Source organism: Pseudomonas helvetica (genome assembly GCF_039908645.1).
GTDB lineage: Bacteria > Pseudomonadota > Gammaproteobacteria > Pseudomonadales > Pseudomonadaceae > Aquipseudomonas > Aquipseudomonas helvetica.
In genome coordinates, this window is record NZ_CP150917.1 from 1 (window position 1) to 23,911 (window position 23,911).

Here is a 23,911-nt window from a genome sequence, read left to right on the forward strand (position 1 = left end):
GTGTCAGTGGAACTTTGGCAGCAGTGCGTGGAGCTTTTGCGCGATGAGCTGCCTGCCCAACAATTCAACACTTGGATCCGTCCACTACAGGTCGAAGCCGAAGGCGACGAGTTGCGTGTCTACGCACCGAATCGTTTTGTTCTCGACTGGGTCAACGAAAAGTACCTGAGCCGCGTGCTCGAGCTGCTGGATGAGCACGGCAATGGCATGGCGCCGGCGCTTTCCTTATTAATAGGCAGCAAACGCAGTTCAGCACCTCGTGCTGCGCCGAATGCACCGTTGGCCGCAGCGGCGTCTCAAGCCCAGGCCGCGGCTGCACCTGCACCCGTCAGTGCACCTGCACCTGCCACGTCAACCAAGCGAGCAACACAAAAAACCGCCGAGGTCAGCGAAGAACCGTCTCGCGACAGCTTCGACCCAATGGCCGGCGCCAGCTCGCAACAGGCCCCTGTACGTGCAGAACAACGCACCGTGCAGGTCGAAGGCGCGCTCAAGCACACCAGTTACCTGAACCGCACCTTTACCTTCGAGAACTTTGTCGAAGGTAAGTCCAACCAACTGGCCCGTGCGGCAGCCTGGCAGGTCGCGGACAATCCCAAGCACGGTTACAACCCGCTGTTCCTGTATGGCGGCGTTGGCTTGGGTAAAACCCACTTGATGCACGCTGTGGGTAACCACCTATTAAAGAAGAACCCGAATGCCAAGGTCGTGTACCTGCATTCCGAGCGCTTCGTGGCCGACATGGTCAAGGCGTTGCAGCTGAATGCTATCAACGAGTTCAAGCGCTTCTACCGTTCGGTCGATGCGCTGCTTATCGATGACATTCAGTTTTTCGCCCGCAAGGAACGTTCCCAGGAAGAGTTCTTCCACACGTTCAACGCCCTGCTTGAAGGTGGCCAACAGGTCATCCTCACCAGTGACCGTTATCCGAAAGAAATCGAAGGCCTTGAAGAGCGCTTGAAGTCGCGCTTCGGCTGGGGCCTGACGGTCGCCGTCGAGCCGCCGGAGCTGGAAACCCGCGTCGCGATTCTGATGAAGAAAGCCGACCAGGCCAAAGTCGACCTGCCGCACGATGCTGCGTTCTTTATCGCCCAGCGTATTCGTTCCAACGTCCGTGAACTCGAAGGCGCGCTCAAACGCGTAATCGCCCACTCGCACTTCATGGGCCGCGATATCACCATCGAGTTGATTCGCGAATCCTTGAAGGACCTGTTGGCGCTTCAGGACAAACTGGTCTCTGTGGATAACATTCAGCGCACGGTCGCTGAGTACTACAAGATCAAGATTTCGGATTTGCTGTCCAAGCGCCGTTCGCGTTCGGTCGCACGTCCACGGCAAGTGGCCATGGCGCTGTCCAAGGAACTGACCAACCACAGTTTGCCGGAAATCGGCGACGTATTTGGCGGTCGCGACCACACCACGGTTTTGCACGCATGCCGCAAGATCAACGAACTTAAGGAATCCGACGCGGACATCCGCGAGGACTACAAGAACCTGCTGCGTACACTGACCACTTGATGAACACCAGCGCAGCTAATTAAGGCAAGGGACTAGACCATGCATTTCACCATTCAACGCGAAGCCCTGTTGAAACCCCTGCAACTGGTCGCAGGCGTCGTCGAGCGCCGACAGACCTTGCCGGTGCTTTCCAACGTGCTGCTGGTTGTCGAAGGCCAGCAGTTGTCGCTGACCGGTACCGACCTGGAAGTCGAGCTGGTCGGTCGTGTGCAACTCGAAGAACCGGCCGAGCCAGGCGAAATCACTGTCCCGGCGCGTAAGCTGATGGACATCTGCAAGAGCCTGCCGAACGACGCGCTGATCGACATCAAGGTCGATGAGCAGAAACTCGTCGTGAAAGCCGGCCGTAGCCGCTTTACCCTGTCGACGTTGCCAGCCAACGATTTCCCGACAGTGGAAGAAGGCCCGGGCTCGCTGACCTGCAGTCTGGAGCAGAGCAAACTGCGTCGTTTGATCGAACGTACCAGTTTCGCCATGGCTCAGCAGGACGTTCGCTACTACCTTAACGGCATGTTGCTGGAAGTCTCGGCGGGCATCATCCGCGCCGTGGCCACCGACGGTCACCGTCTGGCCATGTGCTCGATGCAGGCTGACATCGGCCAGCCGGATCGTCACCAGGTGATCGTTCCACGTAAAGGTATTCTGGAACTGGCGCGCTTGCTGACCGAGCCGGATGGCAATGTCAGCATCGTTCTGGGCCAGCACCATATTCGCGCCACCACCGGCGAGTTCACCTTTACCTCGAAACTGGTCGACGGCAAATTCCCTGATTACGAGCGCGTTCTGCCCAAAGGTGGCGACAAGCTGGTATTGGGCGATCGTCAGGCACTGCGTGAAGCGTTCAGCCGTACCGCGATTCTGTCCAACGAGAAGTACCGCGGCATTCGCCTGCAACTGGCCAACGGTCAGCTGAAGATCCAGGCGAACAACCCGGAACAGGAAGAGGCGGAAGAAGAGGTTGGCGTTGAGTACAACGGGGGCTCGCTGGAAATCGGCTTCAACGTGAGCTATCTGCTCGACGTGCTGGGCGTGATGACTACTGAGCAAGTGCGTTTGATCCTGTCTGACTCCAACAGCAGTGCGCTGGTGCAAGAGTCCGACAACGACGACTCGGCTTACGTTGTCATGCCGATGCGCCTGTAAACATGTTCAGCAGACGCTAGATGTCCCTCAGTCGTGTCTCGGTCACCGCGGTGCGCAATCTGCACCCGGTGACCTTCTCCCCCTCCCCCCGCATCAATATCCTGTACGGCGCCAACGGCAGCGGCAAAACCAGTGTTCTGGAAGCCATCCATCTGCTGGGGCTCGCCCGTTCGTTTCGTAGCAGCCGCCTTTTACCAGTCATCCAGTACGAGCAGTTAGCGTGCACGGTGTTTGGCCAGGTCGAATTGGCCGAAGGTGGACACAGCGCGCTGGGGATATCCCGGGACCGCCAAGGGGAGTTCCAGATTCGCATCGACGGGCAGAACGCCCGCAGTGCTGCGCAACTGGCAGAAATCCTGCCGCTGCAATTGATCAACCCCGACAGCTTCCGCCTGTTGGAAGGCGCACCGAAAATTCGCCGACAGTTTCTCGATTGGGGCGTGTTCCACGTGGAACCACGTTTCATGTCCACCTGGCAGCGCTTGCAGAAGGCCCTGCGCCAGAGAAACTCTTGGCTGCGGCATGGTACACTTGACGCCGTTTCGCAAGCGGTTTGGGACAGAGAATTGTGCCAGGCCAGCGCTGAAATTGATGAATACCGCCGCGCTTATATCAAAGCCTTGAAACCAGTCTTTGAACAGACCTTGAGCGAACTCGTCGAACTCGAGGGCTTAACGCTTAGCTATTACCGGGGTTGGGACAAAGAGCGAGAGCTGAGTGCAGTGCTCGCCGCGTCCGTTCACCGGGATCAGCAAATGGGGCATACCCAGGCCGGACCACAACGCGCTGATTTGCGCCTTCGATTGGGCGCACACAATGCCGCGGACATCTTGTCTCGTGGTCAGCAGAAGTTGGTGGTTTGTGCATTGCGGATTGCCCAAGGGCATTTGGTCAGCCAGGCCCGGCGCGGCCAATGTATTTATCTGGTGGATGACTTGCCGTCCGAGCTGGATGAGCAGCACCGCCGCGCGCTTTGCCGTTTGCTGGAAGACTTACGCTGCCAGGTTTTTATCACCTGTGTAGATCATGAATTATTGAGGGAAGGCTGGCAGACGGAAACGCCAGTCGCCCTGTTCCACGTGGAACAGGGCCGTATCACCCAGACCCACGACCATCGGGAGTGAAGGCATGAGCGAAGAAAATACGTACGACTCAACGAGCATTAAAGTGCTGAAAGGCCTGGATGCCGTACGCAAACGTCCCGGTATGTACATTGGTGACACCGACGATGGCAGCGGTCTGCACCACATGGTGTTCGAGGTGGTCGATAACTCGATCGACGAAGCTTTGGCTGGTCATTGCGACGACATCAGTATCATCATCCACCCGGACGAATCCATCACCGTGCGCGACAACGGTCGTGGCATCCCGGTAGACGTGCATAAAGAAGAAGGCGTATCGGCGGCCGAGGTCATCATGACCGTGCTGCACGCCGGCGGTAAATTCGATGACAACTCCTACAAAGTATCCGGCGGTCTGCACGGTGTAGGTGTGTCGGTTGTAAACGCCCTGTCCGAAGAGTTGATCCTGACCGTTCGCCGCAGCGGCAAAATCTGGGAACAGACTTACGTCCACGGTGTTCCGAAAGAGCCGATGAAAATCGTTGGTGAAAGCGGATCTACCGGTACGCAGATCCACTTCAAGCCTTCGGCTGAAACCTTCAAGAACATCCACTTCAGCTGGGACATTCTGGCCAAGCGGATTCGTGAACTGTCCTTCCTCAACTCCGGTGTCGGCATCGTCCTCAAGGACGAGCGCAGCGGCAAGGAAGAGCTGTTCAAGTACGAAGGCGGCCTGCGTGCATTCGTTGAATACCTGAACACCAACAAGACTCCGGTCAACCAGGTGTTCCACTTCAACGTCCAGCGTGAAGACGGCATCGGCGTGGAAATCGCCTTGCAGTGGAACGACAGCTTCAACGAGAACCTGTTGTGCTTCACCAACAACATTCCCCAGCGCGATGGCGGCACTCACCTGGTGGGTTTCCGTTCGGCACTGACGCGTAACCTGAACACCTACATCGAAGCAGAAGGCTTGGCGAAGAAGCACAAAGTCGCCACCACCGGTGACGATGCCCGTGAAGGCCTGACCGCGATCATTTCGGTCAAGGTGCCGGATCCCAAGTTCAGCTCCCAGACCAAAGACAAGCTGGTTTCTTCCGAAGTGAAGACCGCGGTCGAACAGGAAATGGGCAAATACTTCTCCGACTTCCTGCTGGAAAACCCGAACGAAGCCAAGCTGGTTGTCGGCAAGATGATCGATGCGGCCCGTGCTCGTGAAGCAGCGCGTAAAGCTCGCGAGATGACCCGTCGTAAAGGCGCGCTGGATATCGCCGGCCTGCCGGGCAAACTGGCGGACTGCCAGGAAAAAGACCCTGCCCTGTCCGAACTGTACCTCGTGGAAGGTGACTCTGCTGGCGGCTCCGCCAAGCAGGGACGTAACCGCAAGACCCAGGCGATTCTGCCCCTCAAGGGCAAGATCCTGAACGTCGAGAAGGCTCGTTTCGACAAGATGATCTCTTCGCAAGAAGTCGGCACCTTGATCACCGCGCTGGGCTGCGGCATCGGCCGTGATGAGTACAACATCGACAAGCTGCGTTATCACAACATCATCATCATGACCGATGCTGACGTCGACGGTTCGCACATCCGTACCCTGCTGCTGACCTTCTTCTTCCGTCAGTTGCCGGAGTTGATCGAGCGTGGCTACATCTATATCGCTCAGCCGCCGTTGTACAAAGTGAAGAAAGGCAAGCAAGAGCAATACATCAAAGACGACGACGCCATGGAAGAGTACATGACGCAGTCGGCCCTGGAAGATGCGAGCCTGCACTTGAACGAGGAAGCACCGGGTATCTCCGGCGAAGCCCTCGAGCGTCTGGTGAATGACTTCCGTCTGGTAATGAAGACCCTCAAGCGTCTGTCGCGCCTGTACCCGCAGGAGCTGACCGAGCACTTCATCTACCTGCCAGCGGTGAGCATGGACCAACTGTCCGATCACGCAGCGATGCAGAACTGGTTGGCCCAGTACGAAGTTCGCCTGCGCACCGTCGAGAAATCCGGCCTGGTCTACAAAGCCAGCCTGCGTGAAGACCGTGAACGTAACGTCTGGCTGCCAGAGGTCGAACTGATCTCCCACGGCCTGTCGAACTACGTCACCTTCAACCGCGACTTCTTCGGCAGCAACGACTACAAGACCGTCGTCTCCCTGGGCGCTCAGTTGAGCACCTTGCTGGACGAAGGCGCTTACATTCAGCGCGGCGAGCGCAAGAAAGCCGTCACTGAGTTCAAGGAAGCTCTTGAATGGTTGATGGCCGAAAGCACCAAGCGTCACACCATCCAGCGATACAAAGGTCTGGGTGAGATGAACCCGGATCAGTTGTGGGAAACCACCATGGACCCAGGCTCGCGCCGGATGCTCAAAGTGACCATCGAAGACGCCATTGGCGCGGACCAGATCTTCAACACCCTGATGGGTGATGCGGTCGAACCACGCCGAGACTTCATCGAAAGCAACGCGTTGGCAGTCTCTAACCTGGACTTCTGATCTGGTACGACCTGCAGTAATAAAAAAGGCCAACGCTCAGCGTTGGCCTTTTTTTGTTCACAAGAAACGGCTGGAGATTTTACTCGCTCGCAGCCGCGACGCTTTCCAGCCGATACCCATATCCATAGATCGTCAGCAACTGCCAACCCCGATCGGCCGTCAGCCCCAGCTTGTTGCGCAGGCGGTAGATGTGCGTATCCAGTGGCCGTGAAGACACCATCTCTTCATGGGTCCAGAAACGCTCGTAGAGATATTCCCGCGACAGCGGCCGGCCCAGGTTGGCAAACAGGCAGCGGGCCAGACGGTATTCCCGTTCGGTCAGGCTGATGGGTTTTCCAGCGCGGGTCACCGTCAGTTCGGCGTCATCGAAGTTCAGATCGTTGAAACTCAGCACTTCGCTGGCAGCATTGCGCTGCAAGCCGTGTCGGCGCAGTACGGCACTGACACGGGCCTGGAGCTCATTGGGACGGAACGGCTTGCTGACGTAATCATCGGCGCCGGCGTTCAAGGCCTGGACGATGTCACTCTCCGCATCGCGGCTGGTGAGCATGATCGCGGCGGGAGGTGCCTCCATATGTTCGCGGGTCCAGCGCAGCAGCGATAGACCGCTGATATCAGGCAGCTGCCAGTCGAGTATCAACAGGTCGAACGTCTCGCGCCGAAGCTGGCGTAGCAGGTCTTCGCCGCGCTCGAAGCTGTGCAAGGTCCACGCTTGCTCTCCGGCTCCGGGAATCTGTCGCAGTGTCTGTTCCACCCGGCGTAGCTCGGCGGGTTCGTCATCCAGTATTGCGACACGCATGCGGGGCGTTCCTTCATCTCGTAGAGTGCGATGGGTAAAAAATCCTATGTGCGGAGTTTAGGCTGATTGTTTGAATCTGAACAATTGTGGTGAATTGCTCCAGGTTCCTTGCGTCTGGGTAGGCTGATATCAATTGGCCGGCAATCGGCAGATATCAGCTCGAAGACTCGAGGACGCAGCGATGAGGAACAGTCGGAATGTTCGTACACTGATCGTGAAGGTGACCAGGGACAAGGCGCTGACACGCTGCCTGTCATTGGCATTTTTGGCTTATGTAGGAGTTGCTTCGCAAGCTGTGAGTTCAAGCAGCGAAGCACCGAATGAACATGTGACACAGCGCTATTTCAGTCCAGCGGTGGTGAATGTGGCGTTCAGTGACTCACGGGGCTTTGCACCGGTGAACACTCCTGCGGACGGCGAGCAACCGTTGCCACTGCGGCTTCCTGAAGAGCAGCAGCGCTGGGTGTTCTAACGCGGACTCGGGCAATTCTGAACAAATGTGGAGAATTGCCTCATCGAACGTCGGGGTCGGTAAATTCTCAAGCGTTGAGTGGCACAGGAGCATTCGGAAGTGCTCCGACACAGGGAGTGTCATCGCCAACCTGGCGGGACCGCCGATCGCCGGTTCGCTTGCGGTCTGCAGTTCAGGGGAAAAAAAGGAGTGCCGTCTCACATTGTAAAACCGGATTGATACTGACTCGGTTCCGACACACGGATGTGTCACCTCCTCCCCTCTTCGATTTGTTTGCCTTTATGGATATCCGCGACTGCTTTTGTAATGGATGTGGACGTTATGCATAGACGTGGGCTATCTGCCGCAGAGCCCTGTCGGGTAAGGTGCGTAAGGCTGATGAATCAGATGATCGGCCAGATTCTAATAAAAGCCTGAAAAGCGAATCCAATGAGCCAAATGACTTCTTTGCATTGTCGCCACCTGGGCACCTGCCTGTTACTGGTCATTGGCCTGGTGAGTCCATTGACCCAGAGCGCATCCGCAGCGTTCTTCAGCTCAAAGCGCTTGCCGTATATCGATGACAACCAGCAATGCCGTGGACAACCCCTGCCCGCCACTGTCGAACACCTGACGGGCGAAGCCTGGAAGCTCGACCGCAAGGGCAATCAGGTGGCGCTCGAAGAAGGGATGACGGTTGACGAGCAGGAAGGCGTGAAGACCTCCCCTTCGGCGTTCGTCAGCCTGTCGCTGGGTGATGGATCACGTATCGTTCTGCCGTCCAGTTCGCAGGTCACGTTGCGATTAAACGAAGAACTCCTTGTCCCTCAGGTGATTCTTGAGCAAGGTCAGGTCGAGTCGTATGTGATCAAGCGCGCCAGCGACTATGATCGTTTTCAGATTGTGACGCCGGTCGGCGTGCTTGGGGTCCGAGGCACCCACTTTCGAGTGCGAAACAACGACAATGGGCAATCGCTGATCGAAGTGCTGAATGGCCAGGTGGCGGTCGATCGTGGTGAAAACCTTGATGCGCCAGCGAAAAAACGCACAGGCAAACCACTCGCGAAAAAAGCCGAAAAACCGGTAGATGAAGTGCAGGTCATGGCTCGCCAGGGGTTACGCATTCAGAAGGAAGGCAAGCTGACGCCGAGCGAGCTGTTGCCAGCACCGCAGTTGTTGGGGCAGACCGGTCAAACCGGCCCTGCACCGGTCTGGCAGTTGATCATGAAACCCTTGAACGGGGCCACGCGCTACCGCGCGCAAGTGGCGACCGACATAGACTTCCTGAACATCAAGCAGGAACAGTTTTCCAGCACGCCAGAGATCGACTTCAGTGGATTGAAGGCGTTTTTCTACCATGTTCGACTCTCTGCGTATGACGAGCAGGGGCTTGAGGGAGAGACCGGGGTATATGACATCTTCTATTACCCCAGGACCACGCGTGTCCAATAACGACTCGGCCCATTGTCGATGAAACCCTGGCCAAGGAAGGAAGGTCGCGAGCCGACCCAGGCCCAGCGGCTGTTTCATCGGATGGTCCGTGAATGGCTGTGGGTCAGCCTGATCCTGCTGCCATTGACGGCGCTGCTGTCCTTGAACCATGGGCTGACGCTGAGCAATCTGCTGTACGACAACCTGCGTCGGCTGAGTCCGCTTCCGGTTGACCCGCGAATCCTTATCGTCACCATCGACGATTACAGCTTGCAGCAACTCGGTCAGTGGCCCTGGTCGCGAACCTTGCACGCCGACCTGCTGGATCGGCTCAGCGCTGCAAAGGTCAAGGGTGTGCTGTTTGACGTGATCTTTAGCGAGCCAGACAAGCTTCCCGACAACGACCTGCGCCTGGCACACGCCGCATGCCAGGCTGGCAACGTGTTCGTGCCTTTGCTGCGCGAAGGGGTTGCCCGTTATGGGTTGCCGCTGGGTGAAATCGAACCCGTGGCGCCGTTGAGGCTCTGTGCCAAAGGTATCGGGCATATCAACGCCGAGGCGGACGCTGATGGCATCGTACGCAGCGTGTACCTGCGCGAAGGCCCCGAGCGTAATCCAAGGGCGCAACTGGCCTGGCTGCTTTATGAGACGACCACTGAAGGTTCGGATACCCTGCCCGGCTCGCCGTTGGCATTAACGGTTCAAGGCTGGCAACGAACCAACGGCATTCGAATTCCCTTTATCAGCGCAAATGCAGGTTTTCCCAGCGTTCCTTACGTGAGCGTGCTGCGGGGTGAAGTGCCACCCGAGCTGCTGCGTGATCGCCTGATCCTGATTGGCTCTACGGCGCCGGGGTTGGGCGACCGCTATGTAACACCGCAATCAGCGAGCATTGGCACCACGCCGGGCATCGAGATTCAAGCCAACATCCTCAACGGACTGCTGCAACAGCGCAGCATCGTGGTACTCGCCGATGGCTGGGCGGTCGGGTTGTCGACGGCCATCGTCGCGTTGCTGCTGGCCTTGCTGCTGTTCCGTCCACGGCGTGCCTTGTGGTTGACCCTGGGCTGCATGGTGATGGCATTAGTCGCCTCGGCGCTGTTGCTCCGAGCCGGTTGGTGGTGGTCGCCCAGCGCCAGTTTGCTGGGGATGCTGCTGGGGTATTTGATCTGGAACTGGCGACGCTTGAGCGCAGTGCTCGCTTACTTCGGCTGGGAACTGGCACGGCTTGATAGCGAACCGAAAGTGTTTCCAGAGCGCCGCCGCACGCCGTCACCGGCCGGCGATGTATTGCAGGGGCAGATCGTCGCGCTGGAACAGGCGATGAGCCGGACGCGCGATACCCGACGCTTCATCGCCGACGGTCTGGAATACCTGCCGGTGGCGACGCTGATCAGCGATCCGAACGGACGGATCCTGCTGGCCAACCGCAATGCGCGGGGGCTGTTTGCCAGCGATCTGGTCGGCGAAGACCTGCTGCGACGGCTCTCGGAGATTGGTTATCCGGGGCTGCTCGAGCAGGGAAGTCCTGTGTTGTCGACGCTTGAGACCAACGAGTTTCGCGATACCCAAGGGCGAAGTTTGCGTATGGACCTGGCGCCATTGCTGCCGGCTGAAGGCGGAACGGCGATTGGCTGGTTGCTTAGCCTGACGGATCTGAGCGTCGAGCGCGATGCCGAGGAACAGCGCGCGGTGCTGCTGCGGTTTCTTTCCCATGACCTGCGCGCCCCTCATTCAGCGATTCTGGCCTTGCTCGACGTCCAGCATCACCAAGGCACGGGTGACGCGCAGTTGTTCAGCCAGATCGAGTTGCAGGTACGCAAGGCCTTGAGCCTGACCGAGGCTTTTGTGCAACTGGCCAAAGCCGAGTCCGAGGCGTACCAGTTCGAACCGAGCATGTTCGCGATGCTGGTGCTTGACGCGTTTGATCAGGCGATGAGTATCGCGCAACTCAAGCAGATCGAGCTGTTGCATGATCTGGATGAAGAAGCGGAAGGCATGGTCCTGGCCGATCAGTCGTTGCTGACCCGGGCGCTGTTCAACCTGTTGGAAAACGCCATCAAATACAGCCCGGCAGGTTCGCAAGTCAGCGTGCGGGTCAGTTGTGCACAGGGCTGGTTGACCTGCGAGATCGCCGACCAGGGCAAAGGTATTGCAGCCGAAGAACTACCGGAACTGTTCAGCCAGTACCGGCGCTTTGCTTCGTCTCAAGGCAGTGAGGGGCTGGGCCTGGGGTTGTCGATGGTCAAGGCCGTGGTGGATCGCCACGGGGGACGGATTTTCTGTGAAAGCCAGATTGGGCAAGGTACGACGTTCTGCGTTCAACTGCCGTTGCTGGAGGAGTGAAGCATTCCCCTCCGTAGCAGCTGTCGAGCCTGCGAGGCTGCGTTCGAGGCGGACCGCGATCGGGCGAAGTCCTCGCAAATCCTGTGTATGCGGTTTACCTGAAAGAATGCGTTACCTGATTTTACGACTGCTCCGCCCGAGCGCGGACCGAGCCGAACGCAGCCTCGGCAGCTGCTACGGATCGCGTGATAACCGGGGGTTGAAACAGGCATAAAAAAACCGGCGCAAATAGCCGGTTTTTTTTGCGTCGCGAAAACTTATGCACGTTTTTCTGCGTTTTATGAGCTTAAGAAATATCTATATAAATCATAAATTTAGCTAACAAATAAGACGCTTTTCAACAAAACGGTACACAGGTTATCCACAGAACGTCAGACAGTCTCTTTATCCGCCGCAGCAGGCAGTGGCGGTAGCGAACCCATGTCCCGCTGGGTCTGCTCGTTCCAGGCCGCAGCGCGGTCGTTGAGCTCGGCAATCGCCCTTGGGCCAGTGCCTTCGGCATACATCGGTGCACCGATGACAACGGTGATGGTGCCGGGTGTTTTCAGCCAACCGGTTTTCGGCCAGAACTTGCCGGCGTTATGCGCGATTGGCAGCACAGGCAACTGCGCATTGACCGCCAACGCCGTGCCTCCACGGGAGAACTTGCCGACGGTGCCGAACGGAACGCGGGTGCCTTCCGGGAAGATCAGCACCCAGACATTGTCCTTGAGCAGTTCATCGCCCTTCTTCGCCACATGCTTGAGCGCGGCTTTCGGGTTGTCGCGGTCAATGGCGATTGGTCGCAGCATGGCCATCGCCCAACCAAAGAACGGCACATACAGCAGTTCGCGCTTGAGCACCTGGCTCAATGGCTCGAAGTAGGCCGACAGAAAGAACGTTTCCCAGGTGCTCTGGTGGTTCGAGAGAATCACACACGGCTGGTCGGGGATGTTCTCGGCGCCTTTGACTTCGTAGTCAATGTCCAGGAACACCTTGCTCAGCCACAGCGCGCAGCGGCACCAGTAGACGTTGATGAAACGGTAGCGCGCCTTGAACGGTAAAAAAGGCGCGATAAAAAAGCTCAGGCTGCACCAGAGCAACGAGCTGGTGCCCAGCAGCAGGTAAAAAAGAAAGGTTCTGATTGCCTGCAAGATCGACATGGCCGCGTTTACCGTTGCGGGACTGTGCCCGCCTGTTAAAAGTGCTTCCCGAACAGTCCTTGATCAGGATGTCAGAAGAGCCTAGTTGTGGATAAGTTCTGCGGCAATCGCCGCCAGATCGTCAAAAATCAAGGTGCCTACCGGAAGGGTCTTGCTCTGCGTCTTTTCGCCTTTACCGGTTTTTACCAAAACTGGCTGACAGTCGACGGCTTTTGCCGCCTCCAGGTCACCGAGACTGTCGCCGACGAACCATAGGTCAGTCAGCGCCACGTCGTAATGTGCGGCAATGGTTTTAAGCATGCCGGGTTTTGGCTTACGACAATCGCAGCCTTCGTCCGGCCCATGTGGGCAATAGACGATGAGGCCGAGCTCGCCGCCCTGCTCTTCCACCAACGTGCGCAAGCGCTCGTGCATGGCGTCGAGGGTGGCGACATCGTAGTAGCCGCGAGCAATGCCGGACTGGTTGGTAGCGACAGCTACCGTCCAGCCGGCCTTGCTCAACTGCGCGATGGCTTCGATCGAGCCCGGGAGCGGAATCCACTCTTCCACCGACTTGATGTAAGCGTCGGAGTCGTAATTGATCACTCCGTCCCGATCGAGAATCAGCAGTTTCAACAGCAGCTCCTCAGCCCAGCAACGAGATGTCGGCAACGCCGAGGAACAGACCGCGCAAACGTGCCAGCAACGCATAACGGTTGGCGCGGACCTTGGCGTCTTCCGCGTTGACCATCACGGCTTCGAAGAACGCATCGACCGGCTCGCGCAACGCGGCCAGACGTGCCAGCGATTCGCTGTACTGACGGGCTGCAGCCATTGGCTGCACCGCTTGATCCGCTTGCTGGATCGCCGAGTACAGGGAGAATTCGGCGGCGTTGTCGAAGTACTTGGCTTCAACGGTGCTTGGCACGCTGCCTTCGATTTTGCTCAGCAGGTTCGATACGCGCTTGTTCACCGCAGCCAGTGCAGCGGCTTCCGGCAATTTGCGGAACGCTTCCACCGCTTGTACGCGCTGATCGAAGTCCAGCGCCGAACCCGGTTTCAGGGCACGAACCGACAGGTAAGTGGCCACATCCACGCCTTCGTCTTCGTAACGGGCACGCAGACGGTCGAAGACGAACTCCAGCACCGAATCAGCCAGGCCGGCAGCCTTGACCTTGCTGCCGAACGCATTCACGGCGAAGGCCACGGCGTCGGTCAGGTCGAGGTCGAGCTTCTTGTCGATCAGGATCCGCAACACGCCCAGCGCAGCACGGCGCAGTGCATACGGGTCTTTGCTACCGGTTGGCAGCATGCCGACACCGAAGATCCCGACCAGGGTATCGAGCTTGTCGGCGATGGCCACGGCCGCACCGGTCAGGGTGGTCGGCAGTTCAGCGCCGGCACCGCGCGGCATGTACTGCTCGTTCAGCGCCAGTGCGACATCTTCCGGCTCGCCATCGTTGAGGGCGTAGTAGTAACCGGCGACACCTTGCATCTCCGGGAACTCACCGACCATCTCGGTTGCCAGGTCGCACTTCGACAGCAGGCCTGCGCGCGCCGCCCACGAGGCGTTGCCGCCAATGCGTTGAGCGATGAATGCGGCCAGTTTGGACACGCGCTCGGCCTTGTCGTAGACGCTGCCGAGTTTTTCCTGGAAGACCACGTTTTGCAGGCGCAGGTTGAAGTCTTCGAGTTTCTGCTTCTTGTCTTGCTTGAAGAAGAATTCGGCGTCGGTCAGGCGTGGGCGAACCACTTTCTCGTTACCGTCGATGATCTGCTGCGGGTCTTTGCTCTCGATGTTGGCCACGGTAATGAAACGTGGCAGCAACTTGCCGTCGGCATCCAGCAAGCAGAAGTACTTCTGGTTGTCCTGCATGGTGGTGATCAGGGCTTCTTGCGGCACATCGAGGAAGCGCTCCTCGAACGAGCACACCAGCGGCACTGGCCATTCCACCAGCGCGGTCACTTCATCGAGCAGGTCTGGCGGAACGATCGCGGTCCCTTCCTGACGAGTGGCCAGTTCGGCGGTACGCGTGCTGATCAGCTCGCGGCGCTCATTGGCATCGGCCAGTACGTAGGCTGCGCGCAGGTCGTTCAGGTAGTTGGCTGGCGAGGTGATGCGCACGCTTTCCGGGTGATGGAAGCGGTGACCACGGGAATCGCGACCGGCCTTCTGGGCGAGGATGGTGCAGTCGATCACCTGATCACCAAGCAGCATCACCAGCCATTGGGTTGGGCGAACGAATTCTTCCTTGCGAGCACCCCAACGCATGCGCTTGGGGATAGGCAGGTCGTTCAGCGAGTCTTCGACGATGGTCGGCAACAGGCTGACGGTCGGCTTGCCGGCGATGCTTTGGCTGTAACGCAGCTTCGGCCCGCTTTGATCGATTTCGCTCAGCTCTACGCCGCACTTCTTGGCGAAGCCCAGGGCAGCCTGGGTCGGATTGCCTTCGGCGTCGAACGCGGCCTGGCGTGGCGGGCCGTCGAGGTTGATGCTGCGATCCGGCTGTTGAGTGGCCAGTTTGGTGATCAGCACGGCCAGACGACGCGGTGCGGCGTAGACCTGCTTGGCTTCAAAGCCCAGGCCAGCGGCCAGCAGGCCCTTCTCGATACCGGCGAGGAACGCATCGGCCAGGGTGTTCAGGGCTTTGGGTGGCAGCTCTTCGGTGCCCAGTTCAACCAGGAAATCTTGAGCACTCATTGTGCAGCCTCCAGCTTAGCCAACACTTCATCACGCAAATCCGGGGTCGCCATCGGGAAGCCCAGCTTGGCGCGAGCCAGCAGGTAGGCTTGCGCAACGGAACGCGCCAGGGTGCGAACACGCAGAATGTATTGCTGACGCGCAGTCACCGAGATCGCCCGGCGTGCATCCAGCAGGTTGAAGGTGTGCGAGGCCTTCAGGACCATTTCGTAGCTTGGCAGCGGCAGCGGTTGATCGAGTTCGATCAGGCGCTTGGCTTCGCTTTCGTAGAAATCGAACAGTTCGAACAGCTTCTCGACGTTGGCGTGTTCGAAGTTGTAGGTCGACTGCTCCACTTCGTTCTGGTGGAACACATCGCCGTAGGTCACTTTGCCGAACGGACCGTCAGCCCAGACCAGGTCGTAGACCGAGTCCACGCCTTGCAGGTACATGGCCAGACGCTCGAGGCCGTAGGTGATCTCGCCGGTCACCGGGTAGCACTCGATGCCACCCGCCGCCTGGAAGTAGGTGAACTGCGTCACTTCCATGCCGTTGAGCCAGACTTCCCAGCCCAGGCCCCAGGCACCGAGGGTCGGCGATTCCCAGTTGTCTTCGACGAAACGGATGTCGTGCACCAATGGGTCCAGGCCCACGTGCTTGAGGGAGCCCAGGTACAGTTCCTGGAAGTTGTCCGGGTTCGGCTTCAGGACTACCTGGAACTGGTAGTAGTGCTGCAGACGGTTCGGGTTTTCGCCGTAGCGGCCGTCAGTCGGGCGACGACTGGGCTGCACATAAGCGGCGTTCCAGGTTTCCGGGCCGATGGCGCGCAGGAACGTGGCGGTATGGAAAGTGCCGGCGCCTACTTCCATATCGTAGGGCTGAAGTACCACACAACCTTGCTCGGCCCAGTATTGCTGGAGGGCGAGGATCAAGTCTTGGAAGGTACGCACGGCTGGCGTAGGCTGGCTCACGAAATTCACCTGTTTCTTGGGCTGCGATTTAAAGAGCGGGAGTATACCCGATTCATTCGTCCGCACGCCCCCTGGAGCCTTATGCCACGCTGCTTTTGGTGTTCCGAAGATCCGCTGTACATGGCTTATCACGATCAGGAGTGGGGCGTACCGCTACGCGATGCGCAGCGCTTGTTCGAGTTGCTTTTGCTCGAAGGGTTCCAGGCCGGCCTGTCTTGGATCACCGTGCTGAGGAAGCGCGAGCGCTACCGTGAGGTGTTGTTCGGCTTCGATGTACAACGGGTGGCGCAGATGAGCGACGCCGAAATAGACGATTTGATGCTTGATCCGGGGATCATTCGCAACCGCCTGAAACTCAATGCCGCACGGCGCAATGCCCAGGCCTGGATGGCGCTGGAGGACCCGGTGGAGCTGCTTTGGTCGTTTGTCGGCGGCGTCCCGAAGATCAATCATTTCAAGGATCGCAGCGAAGTGCCGGCCGTGACGCCGGCCGCCGTGGAGATGAGCAAAGGTCTGAAAAAAGCCGGCTTCACGTTTGTCGGCCCGACCATCTGCTATGCCTTGATGCAGGCCTCGGGCATGGTCATGGATCACACCACCGATTGTGATCGTTACGCCATCTTGCGCAGTGGGCGGTTAGAATAGCCGGCTCGCGACAAGGTTCATGACGTCGGTTCAGAAGATCAGGAGTGACCTGTGGATAAGTTTAAAGGCGCCTTGCTGGTAGGCGCTCTGCGTTTGTTTGCCCTGCTCCCGTGGCGGGCGGTGCAAACGGTAGGTGCGGCGATTGGCTGGGTCATGTGGAAAACCCCCAACCGTTCCCGCGACGTGGTGCGCATCAACCTCGCCAAGTGTTTCCCGGACATGGACGCCGCCGAGCGCGAGCGTCTGGTGGGACAGAGCCTGATGGACATCGGCAAATCATTGACCGAAAGCGCCTGCGCCTGGATCTGGCCGGCCCAGCGTTCCATCGATCTGGTGCGTGAAGTCGAAGGCCTCGATGTGCTCAAGGACGCGCTGGCTTCCGGCAAAGGCGTGGTCGGCATCACCAGCCATCTGGGCAATTGGGAGGTGTTGAACCACTTCTATTGCAGCCAGTGCAAACCGATCATTTTCTACCGTCCGCCCAAGCTCAAGGCGGTGGATGAATTGCTGCGCAAGCAACGGGTGCAGTTGGGCAACCGCGTGGCAGCGTCCACCAAGGAAGGCATCCTCAGTGTCATCAAGGAAGTGCGCAAAGGTGGTGCAGTGGGGATTCCGGCTGACCCGGAACCGGCCGAATCCGCCGGGATCTTCGTGCCCTTCTTCGCCACCAAGGCTTTGACCAGCAAGTTCGTGCCGAACATGCTCGCGGGCGGCAAAGCGGTCGGCGTCTTCCTGCACGCCCTGCGCCTGCCGGACGGTTCAGGCTACAAAGTGATCCTGGAAGCCGCGCCCGAGGCTATGTACAGCACCGATACCGAGACGTCCTGCGCAGCCATGAGCCAGATCGTCGAGAAATATGTGCGGGCTTACCCGAGCCAATACATGTGGAGCATGAAGCGCTTCAAGAAACGCCCGCCGGGCGAAGCACGCTGGTATTGATCCAGCTGGCATGATCTGTGGATAACCTTGGGCTGGGGTTATCCACAACCGTTCAATCAAGGGCGCAGAAGATGTCCGAACACCGTAAGTCATTTCGAATCAAGATCCAGCATGAGAGCTTCGGCGAGTGCCTGGGCCAGACTCGCAACCTTTCCGCCAGCGGCGTCTACGTGAAGCATCCGACGCTCGCGGCGTTGGCCAAAGGCGCGGTCGTCTATGGTCAGGTGCAGGGGTTGCCGTGCGGTGCGCCGCGAGTGCGCATGGAAGTGGTGCAGGTCGACGCGGAAGGCATCGGCCTGCGTTACCTTTGAGTTGAGCGTTTTTTGATCAGCTGTCCAACCGGTCAAGCTTCTTCAGAAACACCGTCATTTCCTTTTCTGCCTGCTTGTCGCCATGCGCGCGAGCTGCTTCCAGACCCTGCTCCCAGGCCTGACGGGCGGCTGCATGGTTTGCCTGTGCCAAATAAGCCTTGCCCAACAGCTTCCAGGCTGCCGAGTACTTCGGATCGAATGCCACGCAGCGGCTGAAATGCTCGGCGGCCTTGGCATGTTCGCCCAGATCCAGATAACCCTTGCCCAGGCCGAAGCGCAGCAGCGAGTTATCCACACCCTTGGCGAGCATTTTTTCGAGGGATTCGATCATCTATGGGCTCCTTGAATGGGTGTCGAATGGCTTTCGTGGCGAGGGAGCTTGCTCCCGCTCGAGCGCGAAGCGGTCGCAACTCAGCTGACTCGATGTGCCTGAAAGAACATAGTTGCAGATTTTGCGACTGCTGCGCAGCCGAGCGGGAGCAAGCTCCCTCGCCACAATTGCGCACAGATCAGAAAAAGCTCAACCCCACGTGGAACAACTTCTCCACATCACGAATATGCTTTTTATCCACAAGGAACAGAATCACATGGTCGCCGGCTTCGATCACGGTGTCGTCGTGGGCGATCAACACTTCTTCATCGCGAATGATTGCACCAATAGTAGTCCCCGGCGGCAGGACGATGTTTTCGATGGCCTTGCCGATCACCTTGCTCGACTTCGCGTCACCATGGGCAATCGCCTCGATGGCTTCTGCCGCACCGCGACGCAGCGAGTGCACGCTGACGATATCGCCCCGGCGCACGTGGGCCAGCAAAGTACCGATAGTCGCCAGTTGCGGGCTGATGGCGATATCGATATCACCGCCCTGGATCAGGTCGACATAGGCCGGGTTGTTGATGATGGTCATCACCTTCTTCGCGCCCAGGCGTTTGGCCAACAGCGACGACATGATGTTGGCTTCGTCGTCGTTGGTCAGCGCCAGGAACAGATCGGCGTCGGCGATATTCTCTTCCAGCAGTAGATCGCGGTCCGAGGCGCTGCCCTGCAACACCACGGTGCTGTCGAGGGTATCCGAGAGGTAGCGGCAGCGCGCCGGGTTCATCTCGATGATCTTCACCTGATAGCGGCTTTCAATCGCCTCGGCCAGCCGCTCGCCGATCTGCCCGCCACCGGCGATGACGATGCGTTTGTAGCTCTCGTCGAGCCGGCGCATTTCGCTCATCACGGCGCGAATGTTCGCTTTGGCCGCGATAAAAAACACTTCGTCGTCGGCTTCGATCACCGTATCGCCTTGCGGCAGGATCGGTCGATCACGACGGAAAATCGCTGCCACGCGGGTATCGACGTTCGGCATGTGTTCGCGCAACTGGCGCAGTTGCTGCCCCACCAACGGTCCGCCGTAGTAGGCCTTGACCGCCACCAGTTGGGCCTTGCCCTCGGCAAAATCTATCACCTGCAATGCACCGGGGTGCTCGATCAGGCGCTTGATGTAATGGGTCACTACTTGTTCGGGGCTGATCAGCACGTCGACCGGGATCGCGTCGTTGTCGAACAGGCCGGCGCGGGTCAGGTACGCGGCTTCGCGCACCCGGGCGATCTTGGTCGGCGTATGGAACAGGGTGTGCGCGACCTGGCAGGCGACCATGTTGGTCTCGTCGCTGTTGGTCACCGCCACCAGCATGTCGGCGTCGTCGGCACCGGCCTGGCGCAGCACCGTTGGGAACGAGCCGCGACCTTGCACAGTGCGGATGTCGAGGCGGTCACCGAGGTCTCGCAGGCGTTCGCCGTCGGTATCGACCACGGTGATGTCATTCGCTTCGCTGGCCAAATGTTCCGCCAGCGTACCGCCGACCTGCCCGGCGCCGAGGATGATGATCTTCATCCGGTCACTCCTTTGAAATCCGCTTAACCGCGCGCGGCGGCAATCTTGATCAGCTTGGCGTAGTAGAACCCGTCGTGACCGCCCTCTTGTGCCAGCAACTGGCGGCCATGCGGTTGCTTGATACCGGCCTGGCTGGCGATATCCAGCTCGCGAGCACCCGGAGTTCGGGCGAGGAAGGCTTCGATGACTTCGGTGTTTTCGGTCGGCAAGGTCGAGCAAGTGGCGTACAGCAGGATGCCGCCGACGTCGAGGGTCGGCCACATCGCGTCGAGCAGTTCACCCTGAAGCACCGCGAGCGCAGTGATGTCATCCGGCTGGCGGGTCAGTTTGATGTCCGGGTGGCGGCGAATCACGCCGGTCGCCGAGCAGGGCGCGTCGAGCAGGATGCGCTGGAACGGCTTGCCGTCCCACCACGCCTGAGTGTCGCGGCCGTCGGCGGCGATCAATTCGGCGCTGAGGCCCAGCCGCTCAAGGTTTTCCCGCACACGCACCAGACGCTTGGCTTCCAGGTCCACGGCCACTACGCCGGCCAGTTTCGGCTCGACTTCAAGGATGTGGCAGGTCTTGCCGCCCGGTGCGCAGCAGGCGTCGAGCACCCGTTGGCCCGGCGCCAGGTCCAGCAGATCCGCCGCCAGTTGCGCGGCTTCGTCTTGCACGCTGATCCAGCCATCGGCGAAACCCGGCAGTTGGCGCACATCGCCTGGCGTGTCGAGCACGATGCCGTCCCGACTGAACACGCACGGCTTGGCCGCGACACCGGCATCACTCAGCAAGGCGAGGTAGGCATCGCGAGTGTGATGACGACGGTTGACCCGCAAAATCATGGGTGGATGCGCGTTGTTCGCGGCGCAAATGGCTTCCCACTGTTCTGGCCAGAACGCCTTGAGGGATTTTTGCAGCCAGCGCGGGTGGGCGGTGCGCACCACCGGATCGTGCTCAAGCTCGGCCAGCAGTGTTTCGCTTTCACGTTGGGCACGGCGCAGCACGGCGTTGAGCAGGGCTTTGGCCCACGGTTTTTTCAGCTTGTCGGCGCAGCCCACGGTTTCACCGATGGCGGCGTGGGCCGGGACACGGGTGTACAACAACTGGTAAAGGCCGACCAGCAACAGCGCTTCGACATCGGCGTCAGCGGCTTTGAAAGGTTTTTGCAGCAGCTTGGCCGCCAGCGCCGACAAGCGCGGCTGCCAGCGTGCGGTGCCGAAGGCTAGGTCCTGGGTGAAGCCGCGATCGCGGTCTTCGACCTTGTCCAGTTGCGTCGGCAACGAACTGTTCAGCGAAGCCTTGCCGTTAAGGACGGCGGCCAGGGCCTTGGCGGCGGCCAGACGCGGGTTCATTGGGCGTCCACCGCAAGGCCTAAGACGGTGCCCACGGCAAATTTCTCACGACGGCTGTTGAACAAGTCGCTGAAGTTCAGCGCCTTGCCGCCAGGCAATTGCAGGCGCGTCAGGCACAGCGCCTGTTCACCGCAGGCGACGATCAAGCCGTCTTTGCTGGCGCCGAGGATCTCGCCCGGTGCGCCCTTGCCTTCGGCGAGGCTGGCAGCGAGTACTTTCAAGGCTTCGCCATTGAGCGTGCTGTGGCAGATCGGCCACGGATTGAACGCGCGAACCAGACGCTCCAGCTCAACCGCTGGGCGGTTCCAGTCGATGCGCGCTTCGTCTTTGTTCAGTTTGTGTGCATAAGTAGCCAGGCTGTCGTCCTGGATTTCGCCTTCCAGCGTACCGGCGGCCAGCCCGGCAATTGCCTGAACCACGGCTGGCGGGCCCATTTCGGCGAGACGGTCATGCAGGCTGCCACCGGTGTCATCAGCACTGATCGGCGTGGTGACCTTGAGCAGCATCGGCCCGGTGTCGAGGCCAGCTTCCATGCGCATCACGGTCACGCCGCTTTCAGCGTCGCCCGCTTCGACGGCGCGCTGGATCGGCGCCGCACCGCGCCAGCGTGGCAGCAACGAGGCGTGGCTGTTGATGCAACCCAGACGCGGAATATCCAGCACCACTTGCGGCAGGATCAGGCCGTAGGCAACGACGACCATCAGGTCCGGCTTGAGTGCGGCCAGTTCGGCCTGGGCCTCGGCGTTGCGCAGGGTTGGTGGCTGCAGCACCTGGATGTTGTGCTCCAGAGCCAACTGCTTGACCAGGCTCGGCATCAGCTTTTGCCCACGACCCGCCGGGCGATCCGGTTGGGTGTAGACCGCAACGATCTCATAAGGGCTGTCGAGCAGGGCCTTGAGGTGTTCGGCGGCAAATTCGGGGGTGCCGGCAAAGACGATGCGCAGTGGCTCAGTCATGGGAATTCTCGGTTGGAAACACGCGGAAAAGAAAAAGGCTTGCCGCAGCAAGCCTTTGGAAGGGCATCAAGCGTTCTGGCGATGGAGCTTTTCCAGCTTCTTCTTGATCCGGTCGCGTTTGAGCGTGGACAGGTAATCGACGAACAATTTGCCGTTGAGGTGGTCGCATTCGTGCTGAATGCACACCGCCAGCAGTTCTTCGGCGATCAGTTCAAAAGGCTGGCCGTCACGGTCCAGGGCGTTGATCTTCACGCGTTGCGGACGGTCGACGTTTTCGTAGAAGCCCGGTACCGAAAGGCAGCCTTCCTGGTACTGACCCATTTCGTCGGTCAGGACTTCGAACTCGGGGTTGATGAACACCCGAGGTTCGCTGCGGTCTTCGGAAAGGTCCATGACCACGATGCGTTTGTGCACGTTGACCTGGGTCGCCGCGAGGCCGATGCCGGGTGCTTCATACATTGTTTCAAACATGTCATCGACCAACTGCCGCACTTCGTCGTCCACTACGGCCACCGGTTTGGCGATAGTACGCAGGCGCGGGTCGGGAAATTCGAGGATGTTCAAAATAGCCATAAGCGTAATTGCTGCACGTGTGAAGTAAAGTCTGGGCCGATGGCCTGGCGGGTCCGAAGATGCAGGCTACCGTTGTAAAACGTAGCTCCCTTCTTTTCATTAGAAAGGGGGAGCGGGCCACGAGGGCTCTGGCGTTCTACTCGAATGCACATAATAAAGGGATTCACCGCATGAGGAAATCACTACTCGCCTTGCTGCTTCTGGCCTCGGCCGGTTTCGCACACGGACAAGTGCAACTCAAGGAAGGTTTTCCACAGCATTACACCGTGGTGGCGGGCGACACACTTTGGGACATCTCCGGGAAATACCTCCGCGAACCCTGGAAATGGCCCGAACTCTGGCAGGCCAACCCGCAAATCGAAAACCCCAACCTGATCTATCCCGGTGACTCGCTGTCACTGGTCTATATCAACGGGCAACCGCGCCTGACCCTCAATCGCGGGGCTTCACGCGGCACTATCAAGCTTTCGCCACAAGTGCGCAGCACGCCGATGGCCGACGCCATTCCGAGTATTCCGCTGCGCTCGATCAACAGTTTCCTGTTGAGCAACCGCATCATCGACAACGTCGAAGACTTCAACAAGGCACCGTACATCGTTGCCGGCGACGCCGAACGGGTACTCAGCGGTATGGGCGATCGCATCTACGCACGCGGCAAGTTCGACCCGGAGCATTCGGTGTACGGCATTTTCCGTCAGGGCAAGGTCTACAGCGACCCGCAAAGCAAAGAGTTTCTGGGGATCAACGCCGACGATATCGGCGGCGGCGAGATCATCGCCACTGAAGGCGATGTCGCCACTCTCGCCTTGCAACGCACCACTCAAGAGGTTCGACTCGGCGACCGCTTGTTCAGCGGCGAAGAACGGGCGATCAACTCAACCTTCATGCCCAGCGCACCGAAAACCGATATTCACGGCTTGATCATCGACGTGCCACGTGGTGTTACGCAGATCGGTGCGCTCGATGTGGTCACTTTGAACAAGGGCCAGCGCGACGGCTTGGCCGAAGGCAACGTGCTGGTGGTGATGAAAACCGGTGAAACCGTACGTGACCGGGTCACCGGCGAACAGGTGAAAATACCGGATGAACGCGCCGGTTTGCTGATGATCTTCCGCACCTACGAAAAGCTCAGCTATGGCTTGGTGCTCAACGCTTCGCGCTCCCTCGCGGTGATGGACAAGGTGCGTAATCCGTAAAAGACTCAACAAGTTACCAACAGACTTATCCACAGCTTGTTGCTGATTCAACACGACCAATAACGATC

At 59.1% G+C, this 23,911-nt stretch carries 21 protein-coding genes; 11 read left to right on the top strand and 10 right to left on the bottom strand.

Annotation, left to right across the window (positions count from 1 at the left end; all coding sequences use genetic code 11):
* From dnaA to gyrB, 4 genes are read left to right on the top strand one after another with little or no spacing between them, the layout of a single operon-like run.
* A complete protein-coding gene (gene dnaA, locus AABM55_RS00005; protein ID WP_103314864.1) occupies positions 1-1,518 on the top strand; it encodes a chromosomal replication initiator protein DnaA in 1,518 nt (505 codons plus the stop codon).
* A 39-nt stretch (positions 1,519-1,557) separates the two neighbouring features.
* Entirely contained in the window at positions 1,558-2,661 is a 1,104-nt protein-coding gene (gene dnaN / locus AABM55_RS00010; RefSeq protein WP_044460382.1) for a DNA polymerase III subunit beta, read from the top strand.
* Between the two features lie 20 nt (positions 2,662-2,681).
* A complete protein-coding gene (recF, locus tag AABM55_RS00015) occupies positions 2,682-3,785 on the top strand; it encodes a DNA replication/repair protein RecF (RefSeq protein WP_054594865.1) in 1,104 nt (367 codons plus the stop codon).
* Positions 3,786-3,789: 4 nt separating this feature from the next.
* Complete coding sequence (gyrB, locus tag AABM55_RS00020; protein ID WP_347928500.1) at positions 3,790-6,207, top strand: DNA topoisomerase (ATP-hydrolyzing) subunit B; 2,418 nt, start codon at positions 3,790-3,792, stop codon at positions 6,205-6,207.
* A gap of 79 nt (positions 6,208-6,286) precedes the next feature.
* Here the strand turns inward: gyrB and AABM55_RS00025 are convergent, their stop codons facing one another.
* Entirely contained in the window at positions 6,287-7,006 is a 720-nt protein-coding gene (locus AABM55_RS00025) for a response regulator transcription factor (protein WP_103314866.1), read from the bottom strand.
* A gap of 295 nt (positions 7,007-7,301) precedes the next feature.
* On the opposite strand from AABM55_RS00025, the gene AABM55_RS00030 reads away from it, so the two are divergent.
* From AABM55_RS00030 to AABM55_RS00040, 3 genes are all read left to right on the top strand, one after another.
* Positions 7,302-7,478, top strand: coding sequence for a hypothetical protein (locus AABM55_RS00030; RefSeq protein WP_347928501.1), 177 nt, complete (start codon positions 7,302-7,304; stop codon positions 7,476-7,478).
* A gap of 438 nt (positions 7,479-7,916) precedes the next feature.
* Positions 7,917-8,909, top strand: coding sequence for a FecR domain-containing protein (locus AABM55_RS00035; protein WP_347928502.1), 993 nt, complete (start codon positions 7,917-7,919; stop codon positions 8,907-8,909).
* Between the two features lie 18 nt (positions 8,910-8,927).
* Positions 8,928-11,234, top strand: coding sequence for a CHASE2 domain-containing protein (locus tag AABM55_RS00040; protein WP_347930097.1), 2,307 nt, complete (start codon positions 8,928-8,930; stop codon positions 11,232-11,234).
* Between the two features lie 371 nt (positions 11,235-11,605).
* Here AABM55_RS00040 and AABM55_RS00045 read toward each other — a convergent pair whose 3' ends face one another.
* The 4 genes from AABM55_RS00045 to glyQ all read right to left on the bottom strand — a co-directional run bounded on the left by AABM55_RS00045 (position 11,606) and on the right by glyQ (position 16,006).
* On the bottom strand, positions 11,606-12,376 hold the full coding sequence (locus AABM55_RS00045; protein WP_347928503.1) for a lysophospholipid acyltransferase family protein: 771 nt from the start codon (positions 12,374-12,376) through the stop codon (positions 11,606-11,608).
* Positions 12,377-12,457: 81 nt separating this feature from the next.
* Entirely contained in the window at positions 12,458-12,997 is a 540-nt protein-coding gene (gene gmhB, locus AABM55_RS00050; protein WP_185019802.1) for a D-glycero-beta-D-manno-heptose 1,7-bisphosphate 7-phosphatase, read from the bottom strand.
* A gap of 4 nt (positions 12,998-13,001) precedes the next feature.
* Positions 13,002-15,056 carry a glycine--tRNA ligase subunit beta gene (gene glyS / locus AABM55_RS00055; RefSeq protein WP_054594886.1) on the bottom strand — a complete coding sequence of 685 codons (2,055 nt, stop codon included), beginning with the start codon at positions 15,054-15,056 and terminating at the stop codon, positions 13,002-13,004.
* Positions 15,053-16,006, bottom strand: a complete 954-nt coding sequence (glyQ, locus tag AABM55_RS00060) for a glycine--tRNA ligase subunit alpha (protein WP_031319418.1) — start codon at positions 16,004-16,006, stop codon at positions 15,053-15,055. The genes glyS and glyQ overlap by 4 nt, the downstream gene beginning before the upstream one ends.
* Before the next feature lie 81 nt (positions 16,007-16,087).
* Here glyQ and tag point away from each other — a divergent pair, with 81 nt between their 5' ends.
* The 3 genes from tag (at position 16,088) to AABM55_RS00075 (ending at position 17,901) form a co-directional block, all read left to right on the top strand.
* Positions 16,088-16,651: a DNA-3-methyladenine glycosylase I gene (gene tag / locus AABM55_RS00065; RefSeq protein WP_019694421.1), complete on the top strand. Its 564-nt coding sequence runs from the start codon at positions 16,088-16,090 to the stop codon at positions 16,649-16,651.
* A gap of 51 nt (positions 16,652-16,702) precedes the next feature.
* The gene (locus tag AABM55_RS00070; RefSeq protein WP_054594887.1) at positions 16,703-17,590 is read left to right on the top strand and encodes a lysophospholipid acyltransferase; all 888 of its coding nucleotides are present in this window, start codon (positions 16,703-16,705) and stop codon (positions 17,588-17,590) included.
* Positions 17,591-17,661: 71 nt separating this feature from the next.
* Entirely contained in the window at positions 17,662-17,901 is a 240-nt protein-coding gene (locus tag AABM55_RS00075; RefSeq protein ID WP_054594888.1) for a PilZ domain-containing protein, read from the top strand.
* A gap of 16 nt (positions 17,902-17,917) precedes the next feature.
* On the opposite strand, the gene AABM55_RS00080 is transcribed toward AABM55_RS00075, so the two are convergent.
* The 5 genes from AABM55_RS00080 to def form a co-directional block, all read right to left on the bottom strand.
* On the bottom strand, positions 17,918-18,232 hold the full coding sequence (locus tag AABM55_RS00080) for a tetratricopeptide repeat protein (protein ID WP_054594889.1): 315 nt from the start codon (positions 18,230-18,232) through the stop codon (positions 17,918-17,920).
* 178 nt (positions 18,233-18,410) lie between these two features.
* Entirely contained in the window at positions 18,411-19,784 is a 1,374-nt protein-coding gene (trkA, locus tag AABM55_RS00085) for a Trk system potassium transporter TrkA (protein WP_054594890.1), read from the bottom strand.
* A gap of 23 nt (positions 19,785-19,807) precedes the next feature.
* On the bottom strand, positions 19,808-21,118 hold the full coding sequence (gene rsmB, locus AABM55_RS00090; protein WP_347928504.1) for a 16S rRNA (cytosine(967)-C(5))-methyltransferase RsmB: 1,311 nt from the start codon (positions 21,116-21,118) through the stop codon (positions 19,808-19,810).
* Positions 21,115-22,074, bottom strand: a complete 960-nt coding sequence (fmt, locus tag AABM55_RS00095) for a methionyl-tRNA formyltransferase (RefSeq protein ID WP_347928505.1) — start codon at positions 22,072-22,074, stop codon at positions 21,115-21,117. Before fmt ends, rsmB begins: the two co-directional genes overlap by 4 nt.
* A 66-nt stretch (positions 22,075-22,140) precedes the next feature.
* On the bottom strand, positions 22,141-22,647 hold the full coding sequence (gene def / locus AABM55_RS00100) for a peptide deformylase (RefSeq protein WP_054594893.1): 507 nt from the start codon (positions 22,645-22,647) through the stop codon (positions 22,141-22,143).
* A 170-nt stretch (positions 22,648-22,817) separates the two neighbouring features.
* On the opposite strand from def, the gene AABM55_RS00105 reads away from it, so the two are divergent.
* Complete coding sequence (locus AABM55_RS00105) at positions 22,818-23,843, top strand: LysM peptidoglycan-binding domain-containing protein (protein WP_054594894.1); 1,026 nt, start codon at positions 22,818-22,820, stop codon at positions 23,841-23,843.
* The last annotated feature ends 68 nt before the right edge of the window (positions 23,844-23,911 follow it).

What these genes read in the sequence shown, in the direction of transcription:
- dnaN (WP_044460382.1), top strand. Translation starts at nt 1,558, where the DNA reads ATGCATTTCACCATTCAACGCGAAGCCCTGTTGAAACCCCTGCAACTG.
- recF (WP_054594865.1), top strand. Translation starts at nt 2,682, where the DNA reads ATGTCCCTCAGTCGTGTCTCGGTCACCGCGGTGCGCAATCTGCACCCG.
- gyrB (WP_347928500.1), top strand. Translation starts at nt 3,790, where the DNA reads ATGAGCGAAGAAAATACGTACGACTCAACGAGCATTAAAGTGCTGAAA.
- AABM55_RS00025 (WP_103314866.1), bottom strand. Translation starts at nt 7,006, where the DNA reads ATGCGTGTCGCAATACTGGATGACGAACCCGCCGAGCTACGCCGGGTG.
- AABM55_RS00035 (WP_347928502.1), top strand. Translation starts at nt 7,917, where the DNA reads ATGACTTCTTTGCATTGTCGCCACCTGGGCACCTGCCTGTTACTGGTC.
- AABM55_RS00040 (WP_347930097.1), top strand. Translation starts at nt 8,928, where the DNA reads ATGAAACCCTGGCCAAGGAAGGAAGGTCGCGAGCCGACCCAGGCCCAG.
- AABM55_RS00045 (WP_347928503.1), bottom strand. Translation starts at nt 12,376, where the DNA reads ATGTCGATCTTGCAGGCAATCAGAACCTTTCTTTTTTACCTGCTGCTG.
- glyS (WP_054594886.1), bottom strand. Translation starts at nt 15,056, where the DNA reads ATGAGTGCTCAAGATTTCCTGGTTGAACTGGGCACCGAAGAGCTGCCA.
- tag (WP_019694421.1), top strand. Translation starts at nt 16,088, where the DNA reads ATGCCACGCTGCTTTTGGTGTTCCGAAGATCCGCTGTACATGGCTTAT.
- AABM55_RS00075 (WP_054594888.1), top strand. Translation starts at nt 17,662, where the DNA reads ATGTCCGAACACCGTAAGTCATTTCGAATCAAGATCCAGCATGAGAGC.
- AABM55_RS00080 (WP_054594889.1), bottom strand. Translation starts at nt 18,232, where the DNA reads ATGATCGAATCCCTCGAAAAAATGCTCGCCAAGGGTGTGGATAACTCG.
- trkA (WP_054594890.1), bottom strand. Translation starts at nt 19,784, where the DNA reads ATGAAGATCATCATCCTCGGCGCCGGGCAGGTCGGCGGTACGCTGGCG.
- rsmB (WP_347928504.1), bottom strand. Translation starts at nt 21,118, where the DNA reads ATGAACCCGCGTCTGGCCGCCGCCAAGGCCCTGGCCGCCGTCCTTAAC.
- fmt (WP_347928505.1), bottom strand. Translation starts at nt 22,074, where the DNA reads ATGACTGAGCCACTGCGCATCGTCTTTGCCGGCACCCCCGAATTTGCC.
- def (WP_054594893.1), bottom strand. Translation starts at nt 22,647, where the DNA reads ATGGCTATTTTGAACATCCTCGAATTTCCCGACCCGCGCCTGCGTACT.
- AABM55_RS00105 (WP_054594894.1), top strand. Translation starts at nt 22,818, where the DNA reads ATGAGGAAATCACTACTCGCCTTGCTGCTTCTGGCCTCGGCCGGTTTC.